Source organism: Cobetia sp. 5-25-4-2 (assembly GCF_013374075.1).
In the GTDB taxonomy this organism is placed as follows: domain Bacteria; phylum Pseudomonadota; class Gammaproteobacteria; order Pseudomonadales; family Halomonadaceae; genus Cobetia; species Cobetia marina.
Map to the genome: position 1 here is coordinate 123,873 of NZ_BLWK01000003.1, position 19,855 is coordinate 143,727.

Genomic DNA, 19,855 nt, shown 5'->3' on the forward strand with positions numbered 1-19,855 from the left:
CGCAGCGGGGCCTGACCTGACGATCATCCGTCGGCGTCCGGGCTAGAGCACCAGCCCGCTGGCTCTCACCACGCGTCGTTCAATGGCGCCTTCCAGCGTCTCGCGGCGGGTGCCCGCCAGCGTGACCCGCGACTTGGCCCGCGTGATACCGGTGTAGACCAGCTCGCGAGTCAGAATCGGATTGGCACCCTCAGGCAACACGAATACCACATGGCGGAACTCGGAACCCTGCGACTTGTGGACCGTCATCGCGAAGACCGTCTCCACCGCCTCGAGGCGAGACGGCAATACCGCGCGCACGCCACGGTGGAAGCGCTGGATCACGGTGTCCTGCCCATCACGCTCGGCGTCTGACGACACCTCCTCCTCGACCGGGAAGAACACGCGCAGGCGCCCCCCGGCGGCGGGGTCCGACAGGGTGATGCCGACATCGCCGTTGTAGAGCCCCAGCGCGCGATCATTGCGCGTCACCATCACCGGACGCCCGGCGTACCAGCCGCGTTCCTCGGCGATCAGCCCACGGCGCATCAGCACCCGCGCCACACGCTGGTTGAGGCCATCGACCCCATAGGGGCCACGGCGCAGCGCGCACAGCAGCTGAAACTCGAGCAGCAGATCGATCACCTCTCGTGCCGGGCGCCGCTCACGCACGGCCTCCAGCGCCGGGCGATAGCCATTGACCACCAGCTTTTCCAGATCGCGGTCCTCCGGGCCGCTGAGCTTCAGCCAGGCGATATCGCGATAACCGGTCTTCCAGACGGCGCGCAGCGCCTGGCGGTCTCCGGCATTGCAGGCACGCGCCAGGGCACCGATACCGCTGTCGACGGAGAAACGGTAGCTCTTCTGCAGCACCACCACGTGATCGGCGAGTCGGCCGCGGTCTGCCGTATCCTGCGTCTCCGAGACATCCGGCGTGGCGATGGCCTCATCCAGCGTTTCGCCGGTCAGGCGGGCGAGATCTGCACACACTGCCGGTGAGTAACGCGGCGGCAGCGCATGCTCGCAGAGATCGCCCAGCACGGCGCCGGCTTCCACCGAGGCCAGCTGGTCCTTGTCGCCGAGCAGGATCAGGCGGGCATGGGCAGGCAGCGCCCCGAGCAGTGCGGCCATCAGATCGAGATCGACCATCGAGGCCTCATCCACCACCAGCAGGTCCAGCGCCAGCGGGTTGCCGGCGTGATGGCGGAAATGGCGGGAATCCGGACGTGCGCCCAGCAGGCGGTGCACGGTGCTTGCCTCACGCGGGATGGCGGCGCGCACCGCGTCTGGCACCTCGAGCTTCGCCACCGCGCCACGGATCGACTCCGACAGCCGCGCCGCCGCCTTGCCGGTCGGGGCGACCAGTCGGATATCCAGCGCCCGACGCTCATGCGGATGGCCTGTCTCATCGCTCTCGACACTGCCTACCACACCGCTCTCCACCTCCACACCGCCAGCTCCACCAGAGAGCGCCTGCGCCTGCAACAGTGCCAAGAGGCGCGTGACGGTGGTGGTCTTGCCGGTACCGGGACCGCCGGAGATCACCGTCAGGCGCTGACGCAGCGCCAGAGCGCAGGCCAGCTTCTGCCAGTCCGGCGCGCCATGGGGGTCCGGCTGATTGCTGGCGAACAGCTCACGCAGACGCTCGCCCAGCGCATCACTGACCCGTGTCTCGCCCTCCTCGCTCGGCCCCATCCGCGCACGCAGCCCCGCCGCGACTTCACGCTCGGCCTGCCAGTAACGCCGCAGATAGAGGCGCTCGCCCACCAGCACCAGCGGGCGCAGCGGCAGATGACCCGCCGGGGAGTCGGCCTGCGCCAGCACGCTGACCAGCCGCGATGCCGCCAGCTGTTCGGCCCAGCGGCCGGCATCGAGATCCGCCAGGAAGGCTTCCGGCAGGGCCACGCTGACCTCGGCCAGGTGCGCCTCGGACTGCTCCAGCGGTGGCAGCGACAGGGTCGCGCGTGGCTCGGCCAGCGCCCGCGACAGCGACAGGCACACATGCCCGCGCCCCAGCTGGTGGCTGGCAAGCGCAGCCGCCAGCAGCACGCTGGCCGGGGCCTCCGGCACATGACGCGCCATGAAGCGCACCAGATGGGCATCGACTCGCCTGAGCCAGCCCAGCTCCACCCACAGGCCGAGCGTCGCGAGCAGGGTCTCGGCAGTCGGGGCGTCAGGGGCAGCGCTGAGCTGCTGCGTTTCCAAAGGCGTGGCGTCAGACATCGAAGGCCCCCTGCTGGCCGCTTTGCGTGAGTGGCGTGGTGTCGGTGGTGTGAAGGAGCAGGCTGTCCAATGCGGAGCTGTCACCGCCCAGCCAGAGATCCAGCGCCTCGATCAGCGCCTGTGATGGCCGGCGCTGGAACACGCCGGGTGTCGCCACGCCGGGGGTCGCTGTCTCTTCAAAGGGCCGGCCGGGCGTCGCCGTGGCTTCATCCACCGCAAGCGCGGGTGAATCACCGCCGGCATCCAGGCCGCGCAGGAAGACATACAGCACGCCCCCCATGCAGCGTTCGTAATCGTAGTCCTCGCCGAGGCGCGCCTTGAGCAGACGATGCAGCGCGAGGGTGTAGAGCACGTACTGCAGGTCGTAGCGGTGCTCGACCATCGCGCGGGCCAGCGACTCACCGAGGTAGTCCTCGGGGCGCTCGCCCAGATAGTTGGACTTCCAGTCCAGCACGTACCAGCGGCCGCCGGACTGGAAGGTCAGATCGATGAAGCCCTTGAGCATGCCGTGCATGCGGCGTGGCGCGAGCCTGGGCCGCGAGCGCGGCAACGGCTCCAGCGCGGTGACCACGGCGTCCAGCGGCAGACTGCGCGCGTGTACGGCCGGCAGCCAGAATTCCAGCTCCGGCTGCCAGGCCTCGAGTCGATTGAGCAGGATAGGCTCGCCCTCGAAGCCCTGCAGCGGACGGGTCAGTGCCTGCTCCAGCCAGTCGGTGAGGCGTGGCTGCCAGCTGGCATCGAAGCCACCGAAATGCAGCCGCGAGCCCACCAGCCGCTCAAGCTCGCCGCGATAGTCCTCCGCACCGAGACGATCGAGATCCACCGCCTCCAGCAGGCCGTGCAGGAAGGTCCCCGGGCGCGGCCCACGCGGGAAATCATGCAGGTGGATCTCGCCCACCGTCATCGGCAGGCCGCCCGCCAGCAGCGGGCCTGACTGGCCCGCCACCTCGCGGTCCGGGCGGGTCAGGCCCTGCTCGCCTTCTTCCAGCGCGATCTCGGTGGCGCCTTCGGGCACGCGGTCATCCTCGGCATCGCCGGTGTCTTCCAGCGCCGCCGTCACCTGACGGGCATCCGTGAGCAAGGCGGTGTAGGAGGCGATCCACCAGTCATCCTCGATACCGCCGGCGAAGTGACGCGCGCCATGGAAGTGCTGATCGCGCTCCGCCGGTGGCTGATAGTCATGACCGGGCAACTCCGGCAGACCGGACACGCGAGCGAGTCCGGCCGACTGCTGTTCACACCAGCGGCACAAGGCAGCCTCGATGGCGCTGGCCTCGATCTCCTCGTTGTCACTCATGCCGAGCAGATAACCGATGGCGGTGACGGGCAGGCTGAGCTGCTTGCTGAAGCCGCCCTTGCCGATGGGCGCCAGCCCCAACCAGCAGGCGAACTTGGGACGCGTCAGCGCCACGTAGAGCAGGCGCACGTCTTCCATCAGCCGTGCATGGTCGGCCGCCGCGATGGCCTCCTTGGAGGGCTTCTTGACCAGGATGCTGTCATCGAGCGCGTCATCCTCCTGATCGACTCTCCGAGCAGGTACTTCCTCGTCATCACCTCCCTGGTCATCACCTCCCTGGTCATCACCTCCTTGGTCATCACCTCCCACGTCAGCCACAGCCAGCCAGCGCTGCTTGAGGGTCAGCAGGCCGAAATTCCTGTCCGGCTCGGCGGCGCGGAAGCTGGCCATGAACGGCAACAGCACGATGGGATACTCAAGCCCCTTGGACTTGTGGATGGTGACGACCCGCACCAGCCCCTCATCACTTTCCAGTCGCTGACTGAGGCTGTCGCTGTCCAGCGCTTCATGGCCGGATTCCAGTGCCTGATGCCACCAGCGCAGCAGCGCCTGTTCGCCATCGAGCCGCTGGGCAGCATTCTGGGCCAGCTCCCCCAGGTGCAGCACGTCGGTCAGGGCACGCTCCCCCCCGGCGCGGGCCGCCAGCCGCTCACCGACCCGGAAGTCACGCATCACGCCGCGCAGCATCGGCAGCACACCGCGCCGCTGCCAGTCACGGTGGTAGCCATCGAAGCGCTCGACCTCGCGCTCCCAGGCCAGCTCATCCACGCCGAGACGCTCGACCAGCGAGAGGTCATCCGCCAGCAGGCGTGTCGCCAGCGCGGCGCGCAGACGACGGTCATCCCGCGGATGGGCGACAGCCTCGAACAGCTGCAGCAGCTCAAAGGCCTCCGGCGTGTCGAACACCGAGCTCTTCTCGCTCAGATAGACGCTGCGGATACCGCCTTCGGCAAGCGCCCCACGCACCGCTGCGGCCTCGCGCCCGTTGCGTACCAGCACCGCGATATCGCTGGCGGCCACGCCCCGCACCGTCGAATCTCCCGCGTCCATGAACACCAGTCCCGGCTCGCCCGCCGCCAGGCGTTGTTGGCCCTCGAGCAGTGTCTGGATCTGGGTGCGGCAGGCCCGACTCATGTCGCGGCGATGCGCATCGGCGCTCAGGCGCTCACCGTTGGCCCACCACAGATTCAGTGCACAGGCGGCCTCTTCGCGGCCATCCGGATGCCGCAGCACCAGCCGGGTGCGCGTGCCCTGGGCCTCGACCGGCTGGAAGGGAATGTCCTCACTGCCGAAGGGCGCGGGATGCTGGGCGAACAGCGCATTCACCGCCGCCACCATCGCGGCGCTGGAGCGGAAGTTGCGCGGCAGGGTGAAGCGCGAGGGGGTGACCTGGCGCGCCGCCAGATAGGTATCGATATCGGCGCCGCGGAAGGCGTAGATGGCCTGCTTGGGGTCACCGATCATCAACAGCGTGCTGGGTGCCTTGTCAGCCTCGTCGCGGTCAGAAACGTCAACGTGCTGCTCATCGCGCGAGCCATCGCCCGCCGTCTGCGGATAGATGCGCCGGAAGATGCGGTACTGGACCGGGTCGGTATCCTGGAATTCATCGATCATCGCCACCGGCAGTTCCTGACGGATCTGACGCGCCAGACGCTGGCTGGCCTCGCCATTGAGCGAAGGGTCCAGCGCGTGGTCGAGGTCATTGAGCAGGTCCGAGAACTCCCAGAGTCCCAGACGGCGCTTCTCGCAGATCAGGGCGCGGGCGACGCTGTCACGCGCGTGCACGGCGACCTGATCCAGCAGCACGGCATCAGGCGCCGGCACCTCGGCCAGCAGGTCCAGCGCCGCGAAGAAGGGGTGACGCGGCGTCTGGCAGTTCTTCTTGGTGCCCTTCTCGAGCTTGGCCTGACTCAGCCAGCACAGCTTCTTGCTGTCGAGCATGTCGGCGGCGAAATCGTGCTCGCCGCTGGCCAGCCAGGCGGCCGTCGCCGCCAGGCGAGGCTCCAGCTCGGCCTCCTTGTAGCTGTTGCCATTGAGCGCCTTGCTGGCGAAGGCCTCGCCCATCACGTCGCGGATGGCCGGCTCATCGAAGCTTTCCTCGACGGCGCGCCGGGCGGCCTGCTGCTGCTGACGCCACTGCTCGGCATTGCCGAGCAGCTCGCTCAGGTCTCGCGGGGCCTCAAGGCATTCACCGTCGCGATACAGCGGGCGTGGCGTGCCGTCACGCAACAGGCCGCGCAGCTCCTCTCCCAGTGCTTCCGGGCCGGCCCAACGCCCACGGATCAAGGCCTGCCACTCGCGAGCCAACGGGTAGAATTCGCAGCGCCAGTAATCCTCGACGCAACGCGTCAGCAGTGACTGACCATCCTGCAGCAACTCGGCGCCGAAGCGTCCGCCGGCATCGAAGGCATGCCGACTGAGCATGCGCTGACAGAAGCCGTGGATGGTGAAGATGGCGGCGTCATCCATCAGGCGCGCGGCCTGATCGAGGCGCCGCGCCGCCGCGGCCTTGAGGCGCGATGCGTCCTCGGCAGGTGAGGATGTCAGCAGCGGCGCGAGCAATTCAGCCAGGATCGGATCAGGACTGGCACGCCCCAGCAGCGCCTCACGCGCCTGCTTGAGGCGCGCGCGAATGCGGTCACGCAGCTCTGCGGTGGCGGCTTCGGTGAAGGTCACCACCAGAATCTCCGGCGGCGTCAGCGGACGCGGATAGCTCACGCTGGCCGCCTGCCCGGGCAAGGGGCCGAGCACCAGCCGCACGTAGAGCGCGGCGAGGGTGAAGGTCTTGCCGGTGCCGGCACTCGCCTCGATCAGATGCTGACCGAGCAGGGGCAGCGTCGGAATATCGAGGGCTTGGCCCTGCTGGCTCGGATCCATCTCGTCACTCATTGCCGCTTCCTTGTCCTGAGCGATGCCACTCCTCACGCCACTCTCCACACCGCTCATTCCTTCCACTCTGGTATCGCTCATGACTGCCCCTTCCCGGTGGCAAGCTCCACCGCGCGCTCGCCGAGAATGCCCTGACGCACGCCGATCATGCTCTCGATCAACGGCTGATAGAGCTGCACGCTGTTGAGCACGCCGCCCGCACGGGCGAAGGCGTCAAACTCCGGCCACAGCTCGCCCAGCGCGCCTTCCTGTCGCCTGAGTGCCTGGGGGCCCTTGAAGATGTCTTCCGTGAAGCGGGTTTCCATGGCGCGCGACAGGCTGTCGGCAAGCCAGGGCTTGTGGATGGCGGCCAGCGCCGTCTCAAGCGTTGGCGTGCCGTCAGCGGCCTGCGCCTTGAGTGCGCCGAACAAGGCACTGCGATCCTCCTCGCCCACTACCTCCCAGAGCGTGGTCGCCAATTCCAGCGCGGCGGCCAGCGGCGCCTGCCAGCCCTGGGCATACGCTTTGACGAGATGGCGCAGCGCGGCCTCGGCCTGCTCGATGCGCAGCGCGGGGAACAGCAGCCAGCGGTCCTCGAACACCGCCAGCCACTGATAGCCTTCACGGCGCGTGCCCTGATCACCCGCCACCTCCCCGAGGCCGGGGCGCGCGTTGGCCATCAGCCAGTCGAGATAGCCGGCCAGCAGACGATGCGGCTTGCCGAGCTTCTTGTAGCGGCCCTCCTTGCCAGGCTTGAGGGTGCCGAAGTGGGTCGCCTCCAGCGTGGCCAGCAGGCGGCTCTCGCCCTCGGCGTCATCGCGCAGTTGCCGACGGCTGATCAGGCGCGTGGTGAGCGTCACCCGCAAGGGCCTGCCGTCCTCATCCTGCATGATCAGCGGTACCTCGAGGGTGCGCGGCGGCAGCGAGGTGGCATCGCTGAGCTGATCGCGCCAGCTGGCCAGCTGCTGATCGAGACGCTTGAGACGCGGTTCGATCAGCGCATCGGCAAAGCCCAGCGCCGGCAGGCGCCCGGCCCGGCGCAGACGTTCGGCGGCCAGCGGCAAGGATTGTCCGGTGAGCGCGGCGTCCAGCAGCTCGCGAGTCAGGGTGAAGTTCTCCAGCCCGTCGGGGGCGAAGGGTTCGTTGTCCTCATCCGGCACCTCGGCATCGCGGAAGCGCACGCCGACGCGGTCCAGCCCCAGCTGCCAGGGACGACGCAGGAAGCGCGCCAGCGAGTCCGCGCCGAGACGCAGATGGGACTCCGGCGCCTGCTCCACCAGCTGCTTCAAGGCGGCGGCCCCCGCCGCGCTCGCCTGACTGGCCTCGCGTTGATTCGCCGGGGACGCCCCTGAGGTTGGAGCCTGACCCGCCGCGCGATACAGGCTCGACCAGCTGGCGTCATAGCTGAACAGATCGACGGCCGCTGCCTGGGAGGCATGGAAATAACGCCGCGAGAACGGCTGCAGCGGGTGCTCGGTGATCAGGCGCTCGCGCAGGGCAGCTTCGCGAGAGACACCCGGTGCCTCGGCATGCGTCTCGGGGGTCCAGCCCAGCTCGATGTAATCAAGCAGCTCCCCGACCAGCACCGAGGGCGGCCGTTCGCCGTTGTCGCGCTGGTCACGCCCGACCCACGAGATCGACAGGCGATCCCGCGCCGCCAGCAGCGCCTCCAGGAACAGGTAGCGATCATCGTCACGCCGTGAGCGGTCTCCCGGTTGAGGGCGGCTGGCCATCAGATCGAAATCCTGCGGCATGCGCACGCGCGGGTAGTCACCATCGTTCATGCCCAGCAGGTGCACTTCGCGGAAGGGAATTGCACGCATCGGCATCAGGGTGGCGAAGTTGACCCGACCGGCAAGGAAGCGCTGGGCGAGACCGCCACTGTCCAGCTCGCCACGCAGCGCCTCGCGCACCACCTTGAGCGACAGACAGCCCTCGAAACCGGCCTGCTGCCAGCCCTTGTCGAGGCGGGAAAGCGCCGCCTGCAGACGCGCCAGAATGTCGAATTCCTCGGCACTGTCCGGGCTGAGGCTCTCCTCCCACAATCGCTGAAGCGTAGTCGCCCAGTCCGCTGGCGTACGCGAGGTGTCCAGCCAGCGGCGCCAGCGATCCAGGCTCTCGATCAGCTCGCCGACCTTGCCTGCCAGTTCGGCCTCGAGACCGGCCACTTCATCGAAGGGCACCACACCATCGAAGCTCAGGCCGTTCATGTCGACAAGGCCATCCATCAGGCCGTCCATCAGGTCGGCGCTCTGCTCACCTTGTATTGGGGAGCCGGCCGCCTGGGAGCCTGCCGCCGGGGCGCCGGCCGCCGGGGCCCCGGTGGCGTAGCCCAGCAGCATGCGCTCGAGCCCGAAGCGCCAGCTGTTCTCGTCGAGAGGCATGAAACCAAGCTGCTCACGGTGCTCACCGGAGAGCCCCCAGCGCACGCCGCTGTCGGCCAGCCAGCGCCGCAGGCGCTCAAGTTCGCCCTCCTCGATGGCGAAGCGACGCCGGAAGGCGGCGACATCCAGTGCATCCAGCACCTCGCTGACGCCGAGGCGGCGCTCCGGCAGCTCCAGCAGCATCAAGACCAGTCCGAGCAGCGGATTGGCCTGACTGGCCACCCGGTCGGCGATGGTGAAGGGAATATGGCGCGGATTGCCCGGCGGCAGCTGACCGAACACCGCCTCGATATAGGGGGCATATCGGTCGATGTCCGGCACCATCACCAGGATGTCGCGCGGCCGCAGCGGTTCGCCCCCACCCTGCCTGGCCGCCTCGTGGGCACGTTCGAAGGCCGCCAGCAGGCGGTCATGCAGAATCTCGACTTCACGCAGCGCCGAGTGGGCGCTGACCAGACTAATGGAATCATCTTGCGCCTCCAGCCTGCGAGGTCTTCCCTCGGCCAGGGCGCGCTCGCCGGGATGCACCAGCTCGAGAATCTCATCCTGGATCTGATGCAGCAGCGGTGCCTGCTCGGGCGGCGTATCCTCGCTGATGCGCGGCACGAAGACGTCCAGTTCGAGATCGAAACCGCTGTCGCGGCCGGACAGCGCGCTCTCGAATTCATACAGATTGACGATGAAGTCACGCCCCTGGGCACCCAGCCCGGCCAGCAGCGGATTGGCCTTGAGGTGCAGCTCCTCCTCCGCCAGCCCGGTCAGCGCCGGTGCCTCGGGGTGACGGGCACGCTGTCGCGCGACGCGCTCGCTGTCCATGCGCAGACTGTCGGCTCTCATACTGCGCCGCACGGCTTCGCGGTCGGAGACGATATCGCCCCAGTAATGACGGCAGGGATTGGTGATCATCAGGTAGATGTCCATCACCCCGGACAGCGCATGCAGCGCATCCAGCGTCTGCCCCGGCAGTGCCGAGATGCCGAACACGAACAGGCGTGGCGGCAACGGGTGGCGGCGTGATGAGGGCAGTGATTCCAGCGCGCGCGCGGCCGCGACGAAGCGACCATGCAGAGCGGCACGGTGATGTTGTCGGCTGCTGGGCGGCGCATCCGCCAGTACCGCGCGCCACAGGGCCGGCTGCCATTTCTGGCTGGCGGGCAGGTTGTCCGGCAGCAGATTGGCGGGCAGCTCGCCTGCGGCCTGCTGACGCGCGAAGGCATCGCGGAAGTTGTCATCCTCCAGCCCGCTCTCCCAGCTGCGCACCCACTCGGGACGGTAGTTGAGGTACTGGTCGAAGAGATCCGCCAGCTGGCAGGCCAGCTGCCACTGCTGACGCTCTGCCTCCGGCCCCTCGGGCAGTGCAGGCAGGGCACCCTCATCGACTGCCTCGATCAGCTGGCCACGCTCATCGCGACACAGGTAATCCCTGAGCGGCGCATAGCATTCCGCCTGGGATTCATCGGCCAGCAGGCCCGGCAAAAGGCGCAGCAGACGCCAGGCAAGCGGGCCCTTGTCGAAGGGTGACAGCTCCGGAATCTCGTCGCCCAGCACGCCACCCAGGACCCCGCGATAGGCACGCCACACGAAGCTTGAGGGCAGTGGAAAATCGACCGAGGCAGCGATGCCATCGGCCTCGGCCAATGATAACCTCAGCCACTGGGCCATGCCGTTGGACTGGACGAGAAAGGTTTCCGGCACCAGCGGAGGCTGGGGAGCGGCCTTGATCACCTTGAGCGCCAGATCGCGCAGATCCTCGAGGTGATTGGCGTGAAGAACGGTAAACATGCGGGCATCCTGCTGGCAAAGCCCCCGAGCCCTCATGGCCGAGGCGAGACGAGTCGAGAGCGAGGCGTGACGAGTGCCTCCATCCTAGCGTCGCCTCGGCGCTGGCCCAAACGAAAACGCGCACCACCCCGGAGGGTGATGCGCGTTTTCAGGCAGATGAATGCCTGACTGGTCGGGAACAGGCGCTCTGGCGCCGAGTCAGTGCTCTGCTCAGCGCGTGATTTCCATCAGCTCGCGGCCGCGCGGACTGAGCGCCAGCCACAGACCCAGCACCACGCCCATCAGCGACAGCGCCGCCACGTACCAGGTGGGCGACAGCGGCGAGACGGTCATCATCAGCGAGACCAGAATCGGCGTGAAGCCACCGAAGATGGCGTAGGCGACATTGTAGGAGAACGACAGCCCGGTGAAGCGCACTGCCGGCGGGAAGCCGCGGATCGCGATGCTCGGCACCGCGCCGACGATGCCGACGCTGAAGCCGGTCAGGCAGTAGAGCGGCACCAGCAGGCTGGGGTCCGAGTGCATGGTGGCCAGGAAGATCCAGTAGGTGATGCCCAGCAGAGCGCTCCACAGCACCAGAGTCACCCCGGCACCGATGCGATCGACCATGTAACCGGACACGATGCAGCCGATGCACACCGCCACGATCGCCAGACTGTTGGCGGAGAAGGCGGCGGCACGAGTCAGCCCCTCGAGCTCCGCGATCAGGCTCGGTGTCATCAGGATCACCACCACGATGGCGGCGGTCAGCACCCAGGTGACGGCCATCGCCACGGCAATCGCCGGACGCTGTTCACGCAGGATCATCTTCAAGGGCAGCTCGGCGGCCAGCGCCTTCTTCTGCTGCATCTCGGCGAAGACCGGGGTCTCGTGCAACCAGCGACGCAGGTAGACCGAGAACAGCCCGAACACGCCACCGATGATGAACGGAATCCGCCAGGCGAAATCACTCACCTCTTGCGGGGTATAGACACTGTTGATGGCACTGGCCATCAGCGAGCCGAGCAGGATGCCGCCCACCAGCCCCATCGACAGGGTGCCGCAGGCCAGACCATTGTGACGCGGTGCGACGTGTTCGCTGACGAACACCCAGGCCCCCGGCACCTCACCGCCGACTGCCGCACCCTGGAAGATGCGCAGGATGATCAGCAGCAGCGGCGCCCACATGCCGATGACGGCATAGGTCGGCAGCATGCCCATCAGCAGGGTCGGCAACGACATCATGAAGATGGACAGCGTGAACATCTTCTTGCGACCCAGCGTATCGCCGAAGTGGGCCATGATGATGCCGCCCAGCGGGCGCGCCAGGTAACCGGCGGCGAAGATACCGAAGGTCTGCACCTGACGTAGCCATTCGGGAATGTCGGGCGGGAAGAACAGCTGACCGACGACGGTGGCGAAGAACACGAAGATGACGAAGTCATAGAACTCGAGGGCGCCGCCGAGTGCGGACAGGCCAAGTACCTTGATGTCACCACGCTTGAGCGAATTTTCGTTGGGCAAATCGTGGGCAGCGGTGGCTGTGCCCGCTGCGGGGACGGAATCGTTCATGGATCTCTGTGTTAGCGGGGGCTGGTGTCCAGCGATGGTCAAGAGTGATTCACGCGTCGCGCATCTTGTTGTCGTGTCGTCTTTCAGCACAAGCCTCGCAGACGCCACGGTCAGGCGTCCTAGCGAGCGCAATGGCGGAAAGCACCGGGGTTGCCCCGGGCGTGGCGATGGTGCGGAATCCTGCCAGCGTACGCTGCATCACTGTATTGCGAAAAACACAATATTGCTCGATGCAGTCATGCGTCTCATGTAACGCACCCAGAGTAGCAAACACGTCCGTGGCTGGGTAGCGCCCGCTCACGGATTACGGGCGGTTTCTGCAGCGAGGGGCACGAAATGTCGCAAGCGCACGAAGGGACATGAAAGCCCGGCCAGGCAGATCAGGCACGAAAGACGCAGACGAAACACCCCGGCGCCTGAACAGGCCGACCGGGGTGATGGAAAGTCGTCGGGAGACACACAGGTGCATTGGCGAGGTGAAAGTGGCGCATCGACGTGAGCGATGCCCTTCTCGGGGCAGCTTCAGCTGCAGTAACCCCAGCCTTCGAGACGATGACGGATATCCTCGACCCGCTGACGATTCTTGCCGAGGTCGGAATGTCCCATGCGTGACACGCTGCGTACATGACAGACGCCTTCCTGTTCATTGCAGACGATTTCCACGTCATCGACGAAGCCCAGCAGGGGCGTGTGGAATTCCGCATGCAGATAACCGTCATCCGTACTGATGATTTCCGCATGACCCATGGATTCGATGATGCTGTGCATCTTCTCCATCGCGCTCAGGCAACAGTCCGTCGGCATCGGGAGCGGCGCTACGTAATGCTTGCTGTCGGAGGCCTGGGAGCTGACCCCGTTGGGGGTACTCGGGGCTGGTGCCAGCAGCCCATCATGCAGGCCGAGGTTATCGGGGCGAGGTGAGGCAAAAAGACCGTGGCGCATTGCGATTCCTTCCTGTCATCTCTGGGCATCGGCAACGGCTTCCCATGTTGCCGGCCTGATTGTTGTTCATTGGTCGTCCATCGATTCCTGCCTTTCTGAAGCCACCCTGACGCTGCCATCGCCGGGGCTTGTCGGATTTCGACACAGGCCTCGACTTTCAGCGTAGCGACTTTTGTCGATTTTGCCCGTGAACGGGATTGATCCAGATCAACTGCCTGAAAATGCGCTCCAGATGCACGACACATGATGCCCTCCCCTTCGCCCGACCAGACGCAATCCGTACACTGAGCACATCCAGACTCGGACGTCAGCTCGACCGGGTTCGTGATTATCCTTCTGACACCGCAAGGAACGCATCGTGAGCTTCCGCTTTCTGCATACCTCGGACTGGCATCTCGGCCAGAGCTTCCATGGCCAGAGTCGCCATGTCGAACATGCCGCCTTTCTCGACTGGCTGCTGGCACGGCTCAAGTGTCTGACCCCGGACGCCCTGCTGATCGCCGGGGATCTGTTCGATGTGGTCAATCCGAGCCTCGCCGCCCAGGAGCTGCTCTACGACTTCATCGTGCGCGCCCACGAGCAGGACGCGGCGCTCGAGATCGTGATGATCGCCGGCAATCACGATTCCGGCTCGCGCATCGAGCTGCCAGCCGCATTGCTCGCGCGTCTCAAGACGCATGCATTGGGTCGCGTGCGCTGGGTGGATGATTCCGCCGACGGCGGCGATGCCCACAGCCTCGACTGCCAGCATCTGCTGGTGCCCTTGCATGATCGTGATGGCAAGCGCCGCGCCCTGTGTCTGGCGGTGCCCTTCCTGCGCCCGGCCGAGGTCACCGGACTGAGCAGCGGCGAGCAAGAAGGGCAAGCAGCAGGCAAGGCCGAACGCACGCGCAGCGAGGCCTACCGCGACGGCGTGGCCCGTGTGCACGAGCAGCTGGTCAGCGCGGCGCGTGCCGCCCGCCAGCCCGGCGAGGCGCTGATCGCCATGGGTCACGCGCACATGCGTGATGGCGAAGTCTCCGAGAACAGCGAACGGCCGATCCTGATGGGCGGTGAAGAGGCGCTCTCGACCAGCCTGTTCCCCGACGACATCGCCTATGTGGCGCTCGGCCACCTGCATCGTCCGCAACGCGTGGGCGGCCAGGAGCGTATCCGCTATTGCGGCACGCCGCTGGCGATGGACTTCTCCGAGGTCGATTACGGTCACCGCGTGCTGGAAATCACCCTCGAAGACGAGACACTCGCGGGCGTCGAGGAGCATCGCGTGCCCTGCCATGTCGCGCTCACGCGCATCGGACCGGCACCGCTGACCGAGATCACCGCCCAGCTCACGGCGCTGGTCGCCGAGGCAGACCGTGAACTCGAGTCGGCACGCTGGCCGTGGCTTGAGGTGAGCGTGCAGCTGGAGGCGCCCGTGATCGACCTGCGCGCGCGCATCGAGGCACTGCTGGAAGACGCGCCGCTGCGGCTGATCAAGCTGGTCACCCGCTATCCGGCGCCCAGCGCCGAGAATCGCGCGCCCAAGGGCGTGAAGCTCGATGAACTGGGGCCGATGGGGCTGTTCGAGCGCCACTATCGCGCCACCTATGACAGCGAGCCGGCCCCGTCACTGATCGAGGATTTCGCCCAGCTGCTCGAGGAGGTCGAGATCGCGCGTGAGGCACGCCTGGCAGGGGAACCGAGCAAGACCACCAAGCCCAGTCGCCAGGACGACAAGACAGCCTCGGCAGACAAGGCCAAGGGAGGTCAGTCATGAAGATCCTCGCCCTGCGCCTCGACAACCTGGCCTCGCTGGCCGGCGCGCATGAAGTCGACTTCGAGAAGGCGCCGCTGTCCGATGCGGGCCTGTTCGCCATCACCGGCCCCACCGGCGCTGGCAAGAGCACGCTGCTCGATGCCCTGTGTCTGGCGCTCTACGGCACCACGCCACGCCTGCGCCAGACCCCGAGCGGCGGTCAGCTGGAGGATGTCGGCGAGCATCAGCTGACCCTCAAGGACCCGCGCAGCCTGCTCCGGCGCGGCTGCGGCGAAGGCAAGGCCGAGGTGGACTTCATCGGCCGCGATGGCCTGCGCTATCGCGCCGGCTGGACGGTCAGCCGTGCGCGCGGCAAGCCCGGCGGACGCCTGCAGAACGCCAAGCAACATCTCCAGCTGCTGCCCACGGCCGATGACACCCAGTCAGCTCAGACCCTCAATACCACCAGCAATGACGCCAAGGCGTTGATCATCGACAGACTGGGACTGAACTTCGAGCAGTTCACCCGCGCCGTACTGCTGGCCCAGAGCGAGTTCAGCGCCTTCCTGCGCGCCAACGACAACGAGCGCTCGGAGCTGCTGGAGAAACTGACCGATACCGGCCACTACTCCGATATCTCGATCGCCGCCCACGAGCGTGAGCGCAGCGCCCGCGAGGCCGTCAACAAGCTCGAACGCCAGCTGGATGGCCAGCTGCCGGCAAGCCCGGACGAGCGCCAGGCACTCGAGGATGAGGTCCGTCTACGCCAGACGGCCATGACCCGCCTCAGCGAACAGCATGATGCGCTGACGGCCTATCACCAGTGGACCACCACGGCGGGCGAGCTCGAACAGGCCCTGGGTCAGGCGCAGCTTGAACAGAAGGAGGCTCACGCCGCCAGTGCTGCGCTATCCCGTCAGCGCGAGCAACTCAGCGCCCTGGAAGCCCTCGCGCCGATTCGCCCTGCCCTGCTGCGCCTCAAGGCGATCTCGCCGCAGCATGCCCAGCTGACCACGCAGCTCACCCGGGTACAGCAACAGCTCGGCACTCTGTCACCACGTACCGAGCAGGCCCGGGCCGACAAGCAGGCCGCCGATGAACGCATGCAACGCTGCGAGGCCTGGCGTGGCGAGCAACTGCCGAAGCTGGAAGAGGCCCGTCAGGTGGCCTCGCGTCAGGCACAACAACGCGAGACACATGTCAGCCAGCAGAGTGAACAGCAACGCCTGCGCGACACGCTCGGCCACCATCAGCAGGAGCTGGAGACACAGGATCGACAGCGCCAGCAGCTGGATCAGCAACTCCTGCAGCTACAGGCGACGCTGGTCGACGAGTCCGGCCAGCCGCTGAGCGATGCCGAAGACCATCGGGACCAACTGCAACGTCAGCGCGATGCATTGCTGCAGCTGAAACCTGTGCTCAGCGAGCAGATCAATGGCCTGGCCCGCCGTGATGAGGTCCAGCAGCGCCTTGTCGAGCTGGAGCAGCAGCTGCCTCGGCAGCAAGAGGCGTTGCGCGATGTGGCTGCCCGGCAGGCCCAGGCATTGCAGGCCCGTGATCAGGCGCGCCACGAGGAAGACGCCGAGCGCCGCCAGCAGGAGCAGGAGCGTCTGGCACGCAGCGACAACGTGATGGCGCTGCGCCGTGGGCTGGTCCATGGCGAGGAATGTCCGGTATGTGGCAGCCATGAGCACCCCGCCGCCGGCCAGGCCGCGCCGGCCGAGGCGCTGATCGCTCAGCTGGAACAGCAGGCCCGCGAGCGCCTTGAACAGCGCCGACAGGCCACGGCCACCGCGCAGCACGCCATGGAGGCGGCCAGTCACGAGCACGCACGTCTCGAGCAGCAGCTCGGCTATCTGCAGCAGGAACAGGCGCAGCTGCACACGGAACGACAACGTCTGCAGCAGCAGGCGCAGACCTGTCAGTCGAACCTGACCGACATTCTGGCTCGGCATTCGCTGTCAGAGCAGCCGCTGCTTGAGTCCCTGCCCCAGCTGCCTGCCGCACGAGCACTGGAACTGATCGAGCAGCGCCTTGGCGAACTGGACGCCCGTCAGAACACGCTGGTGACGACGCTGCGTCAGCTGACGCCGCTGCGGGAGCAACGCCAGGCACTGGCGACACGCCACGCCACCCTGACGACGCAATGCCAGCATGGCGAAGCGCAGCTTCAGCAGTGTGAGGCACGCATCGCGGCGCTGGCGAACGAGATCGAGCAGCTGAGCGGCACGCTTGCCCAGCAGCTGAGCGCAGACCCCAGGCGACAGCATGCCAGCGTGAGCGACTGGTCCGACTGGGTCGAATCGCTGACCACCCGCATGCGCAATGAGCAGGAGGATGCGCGTCAGGCACTGCAAGAGCTGAGCGACCAGCAACAGCAGCTGACGCAGCAGCAGGCCAACCTGCAGCAACGCCAGACGGAGCTGCAAGAGGAGCAGCGCGCGCTCGACAGCGAACGCGCGCATTGGCAGGCCGCGAACCCTGGCCTGGATGACGCGCGTATCGAGGAGTTGCTGGCCGTCGAGGATCACGACCTGCAGGCACTGCGCCAGCAACTGCGTAGCGCCCACGAGCGAGTCGCACGCGCGGATGCCCTGTGTGAGGAGCGCAATGCGCGTCAGCTCAAACACTGGCAGGCCGCTCGGACCTCCGACTGGCAGGCAGCGCTCGAACAGCTGGCAGCGCCCGCCGAGGACACGACTGGAGACGATACGCAGGCAGACGGTGCATCAGGGGCTGAAGAGCTCGGCGTCATTCGCGGCCAGGCCGAGCAGGCATTGGCGGTGCATGCTGGTCTGCAGGCCCGCTTGCAGGAGGCACCGGAAGAAGGAGCCGCTGGCACACTGACGGATGCGCCGCCAGGGCCCGAGGACGACACCCGCGAGCTTGGCGAGGCGCTGGCCAGTCTGATCACGACACTCAAGGCACCGCTCAATGCCGTGCGCGAGGCCCATCAGACGGCACAGGCGGCGATACTCAATGATGATCAGCGCCGCAGTGGCAGCGCCGCGCTTGCCGAGCGTCTCGCAGCCGCGCGTGCCGAACATCAGCGCTGGGGGGCGCTGTCGGAGCTGATCGGCAGCGCCAGCGGCGCCAGGTTCCGCACCATCGCCCAGGCCTTCAATCTCGAACGCCTGATCGAGCATGCCAATCTGCACCTGACCAATCTGGCACGTCGCTATCGTCTGGCACGCGGCGCCAGCCCGCTGGGACTGGTGGTGGTGGATACCGAGATGGGTGATGAACTGCGCAGCGTTCACTCGCTGTCCGGTGGCGAGACCTTCCTTGTCTCGCTGGCACTGGCGCTGGGCCTGGCGGGCATGGCCTCCGGCGAGCTGCGCATCGAATCGCTGTTCATCGATGAGGGCTTCGGCAGTCTCGACCCGGATTCGCTGGCGCTGGCGATGGAGGCATTGGATGGCCTGCAGGCCAGCGGCCGTCGCGTCGGGGTCATCTCGCATGTGGCCGAGATGCATGAGCGCATTCCGGTGCGTATCGCGGTGCGCCCCTCGGGCAACGGCCAGAGCCGTCTGGAGATCGAAGGCTAAGCGTCGCCAGGCCTCGCAAAGACAGATAACGCAAAGACAGGTAATGCGAAGCTAGGCATCACGGAGCCGCTTGAGACGTCGGCTGGCGAGTTGATCCGCCAGCCGGGTCGGCTCGGGCAGCTTGGTCTTGCCCAGACAGTGCAGGGTCATCGAAAGCGCCGTGTCCAGATTCATGCGCTGGCCCGGCGAGACGAACACCGGCTTGACCTTCGCGCGTGAGCGCAGCACGGCGCCCAGCTGGCTGCGCTGTTCGCGTCTGGGCAGCTCGGTATCCTCGATGATGCCGAGCTCGGCATCCGCCTCGCGTACGCGATCCGTCAACGCGACCCAGTCACCACGCGCATCGCCCGGCTCGCCATGCTTGCCGCACAGACGCTTCTTGGCCACGCCAAAGGACGGCAGGTCACACCACAGGCCAAGATGCGCCGCCACACCCAGGCGGCGCGGATGGGCGATGCCATGACCGTCCACCATCAGGCATTCGGGCGGCCGCTCGAGTGCCTCAATGGCGGCGATGGCAGCGGGCAGCTCCCGAAACGACAGCAGGCCCGGAATGTAGGGCATGCGGGTCGGCTGACGGATCAGCTGCTGCTCGAGGGGTTCCAGCGTCGCCAGATCCAGCGTCACCACCGCCGCGCGTGTCACCTCGCCTGCATCCTCGAAGCCGATATCGACCCCCGTGATGGTCGCCGGCCAGGCCTCGGGACTTGCTCCCCAGGGCGGCGTCAGCGTCAGTCGCGTCGCCATTTCGCGTTGCTTGGCGACGGCGTCGGCAGGGTCGAGATTCCAATCGTGCAGTGCTGTCGTCCACTCACTCATGCACTTACTCATGCATTCCCTCACGGCGGTTGCGGGTCTCTCCCTCTCAGATGCTATCGATCGCCCTCACCTTCAAGTTGCTTGCCCAGTGAACGCAGCACCTCCGCCGCCTGGTTGCGGAAGCTGTCCAGCCCGTTGCCGACCTCCCCCATGCTGCGTTCCAGCTGACGCGAGAGCCGATTGGAAAGCGGTTGATCCGCGCGTGCCAGCAGCTGCTCCGGCGTCATGTCGAGCACCAGGCGGTAGCGGATGTCGCCGGGGGCCGTGGCGGCGAGCGGATCACTGACGGCTTCACGAGTGAAGCGCGTGAAGTCGATGCTGGCCGCCTTGTCACCGCCTTCCGGGCGGATCAACAGACGATGGATCTGGCCACGCGTATCACTGAGCACATCCTCGACCCGACCCAGCACCTCGCCCTGCGGCGTGACCACCGGTGACAGCCGCAGGGCCTCCAGCGAGACCAGCGGGACGCGAATCTCCGGCGTGGCGCTGCTGGCGGGCATGCCGGACTCGGCGTGGGCCGCGCTGAGCGACAACCAGGGTGTCGCCAGCAGAGCGCACAGTATCAGCTGGCGGGCGGGCGCGGCCTTCAGGCCACGGCGCAGGGCATCGAGTGAAGAGATCATGTGGGCATCCTCGGGAAATGATGGACGGTGGACGCTCCACCGCTATGCCAGAACAGGATACCAGCCCCTGTGGCGCCTTTCGTCCAGGCACAAAAAAACCG

The 19,855-nt window shown here is 66.9% G+C and carries 9 protein-coding genes; 2 read left to right on the top strand and 7 right to left on the bottom strand.

The features are described 5' to 3' along the window. Positions 1 to 42 precede the first annotated feature (42 nt). The 5 genes from recD to HXS65_RS08130 form a co-directional block, all read right to left on the bottom strand. The gene (gene recD / locus HXS65_RS08110; protein WP_176493633.1) at positions 43 to 2,202 is read right to left on the bottom strand and encodes an exodeoxyribonuclease V subunit alpha; all 2,160 of its coding nucleotides are present in this window, start codon (positions 2,200 to 2,202) and stop codon (positions 43 to 45) included. Next, complete coding sequence (locus HXS65_RS08115) at positions 2,195 to 6,469, bottom strand: UvrD-helicase domain-containing protein (protein WP_176493634.1); 4,275 nt, start codon at positions 6,467 to 6,469, stop codon at positions 2,195 to 2,197. The genes recD and HXS65_RS08115 overlap by 8 nt, the downstream gene beginning before the upstream one ends. Then, positions 6,466 to 10,533 carry an exodeoxyribonuclease V subunit gamma gene (gene recC, locus HXS65_RS08120; protein ID WP_176493635.1) on the bottom strand — a complete coding sequence of 1,356 codons (4,068 nt, stop codon included), beginning with the start codon at positions 10,531 to 10,533 and terminating at the stop codon, positions 6,466 to 6,468. The genes HXS65_RS08115 and recC overlap by 4 nt, the downstream gene beginning before the upstream one ends. Before the next feature lie 210 nt (positions 10,534 to 10,743). Beyond that, complete coding sequence (locus HXS65_RS08125) at positions 10,744 to 12,084, bottom strand: MFS transporter (protein WP_176493636.1); 1,341 nt, start codon at positions 12,082 to 12,084, stop codon at positions 10,744 to 10,746. A 522-nt stretch (positions 12,085 to 12,606) separates the two neighbouring features. Further along, positions 12,607 to 13,026 (bottom strand): DUF1499 domain-containing protein, encoded by a 420-nt coding sequence (locus HXS65_RS08130; RefSeq protein ID WP_077379176.1) that lies wholly within the window; start codon positions 13,024 to 13,026, stop codon positions 12,607 to 12,609. A 358-nt stretch (positions 13,027 to 13,384) separates the two neighbouring features. Between HXS65_RS08130 and HXS65_RS08135 the strand changes: the two genes are divergently transcribed. Together HXS65_RS08135 and HXS65_RS08140 are read left to right on the top strand one after the other, a co-directional pair. Continuing rightward, a complete protein-coding gene (locus tag HXS65_RS08135) occupies positions 13,385 to 14,782 on the top strand; it encodes an exonuclease SbcCD subunit D C-terminal domain-containing protein (protein ID WP_176493637.1) in 1,398 nt (465 codons plus the stop codon). Further along, a complete protein-coding gene (locus tag HXS65_RS08140) occupies positions 14,779 to 18,309 on the top strand; it encodes an AAA family ATPase (RefSeq protein WP_176493638.1) in 3,531 nt (1,176 codons plus the stop codon). The genes HXS65_RS08135 and HXS65_RS08140 overlap by 4 nt, the downstream gene beginning before the upstream one ends. Before the next feature lie 51 nt (positions 18,310 to 18,360). On the opposite strand, the gene HXS65_RS08145 is transcribed toward HXS65_RS08140, so the two are convergent. Together HXS65_RS08145 and HXS65_RS08150 are read right to left on the bottom strand one after the other, a co-directional pair. After that, complete coding sequence (locus HXS65_RS08145) at positions 18,361 to 19,128, bottom strand: endonuclease V (RefSeq protein WP_176493639.1); 768 nt, start codon at positions 19,126 to 19,128, stop codon at positions 18,361 to 18,363. A 53-nt stretch (positions 19,129 to 19,181) separates the two neighbouring features. Next, complete coding sequence (locus tag HXS65_RS08150; protein ID WP_176493640.1) at positions 19,182 to 19,754, bottom strand: PRC-barrel domain-containing protein; 573 nt, start codon at positions 19,752 to 19,754, stop codon at positions 19,182 to 19,184. Between the last annotated feature and the right edge of the window lie 101 nt (positions 19,755 to 19,855).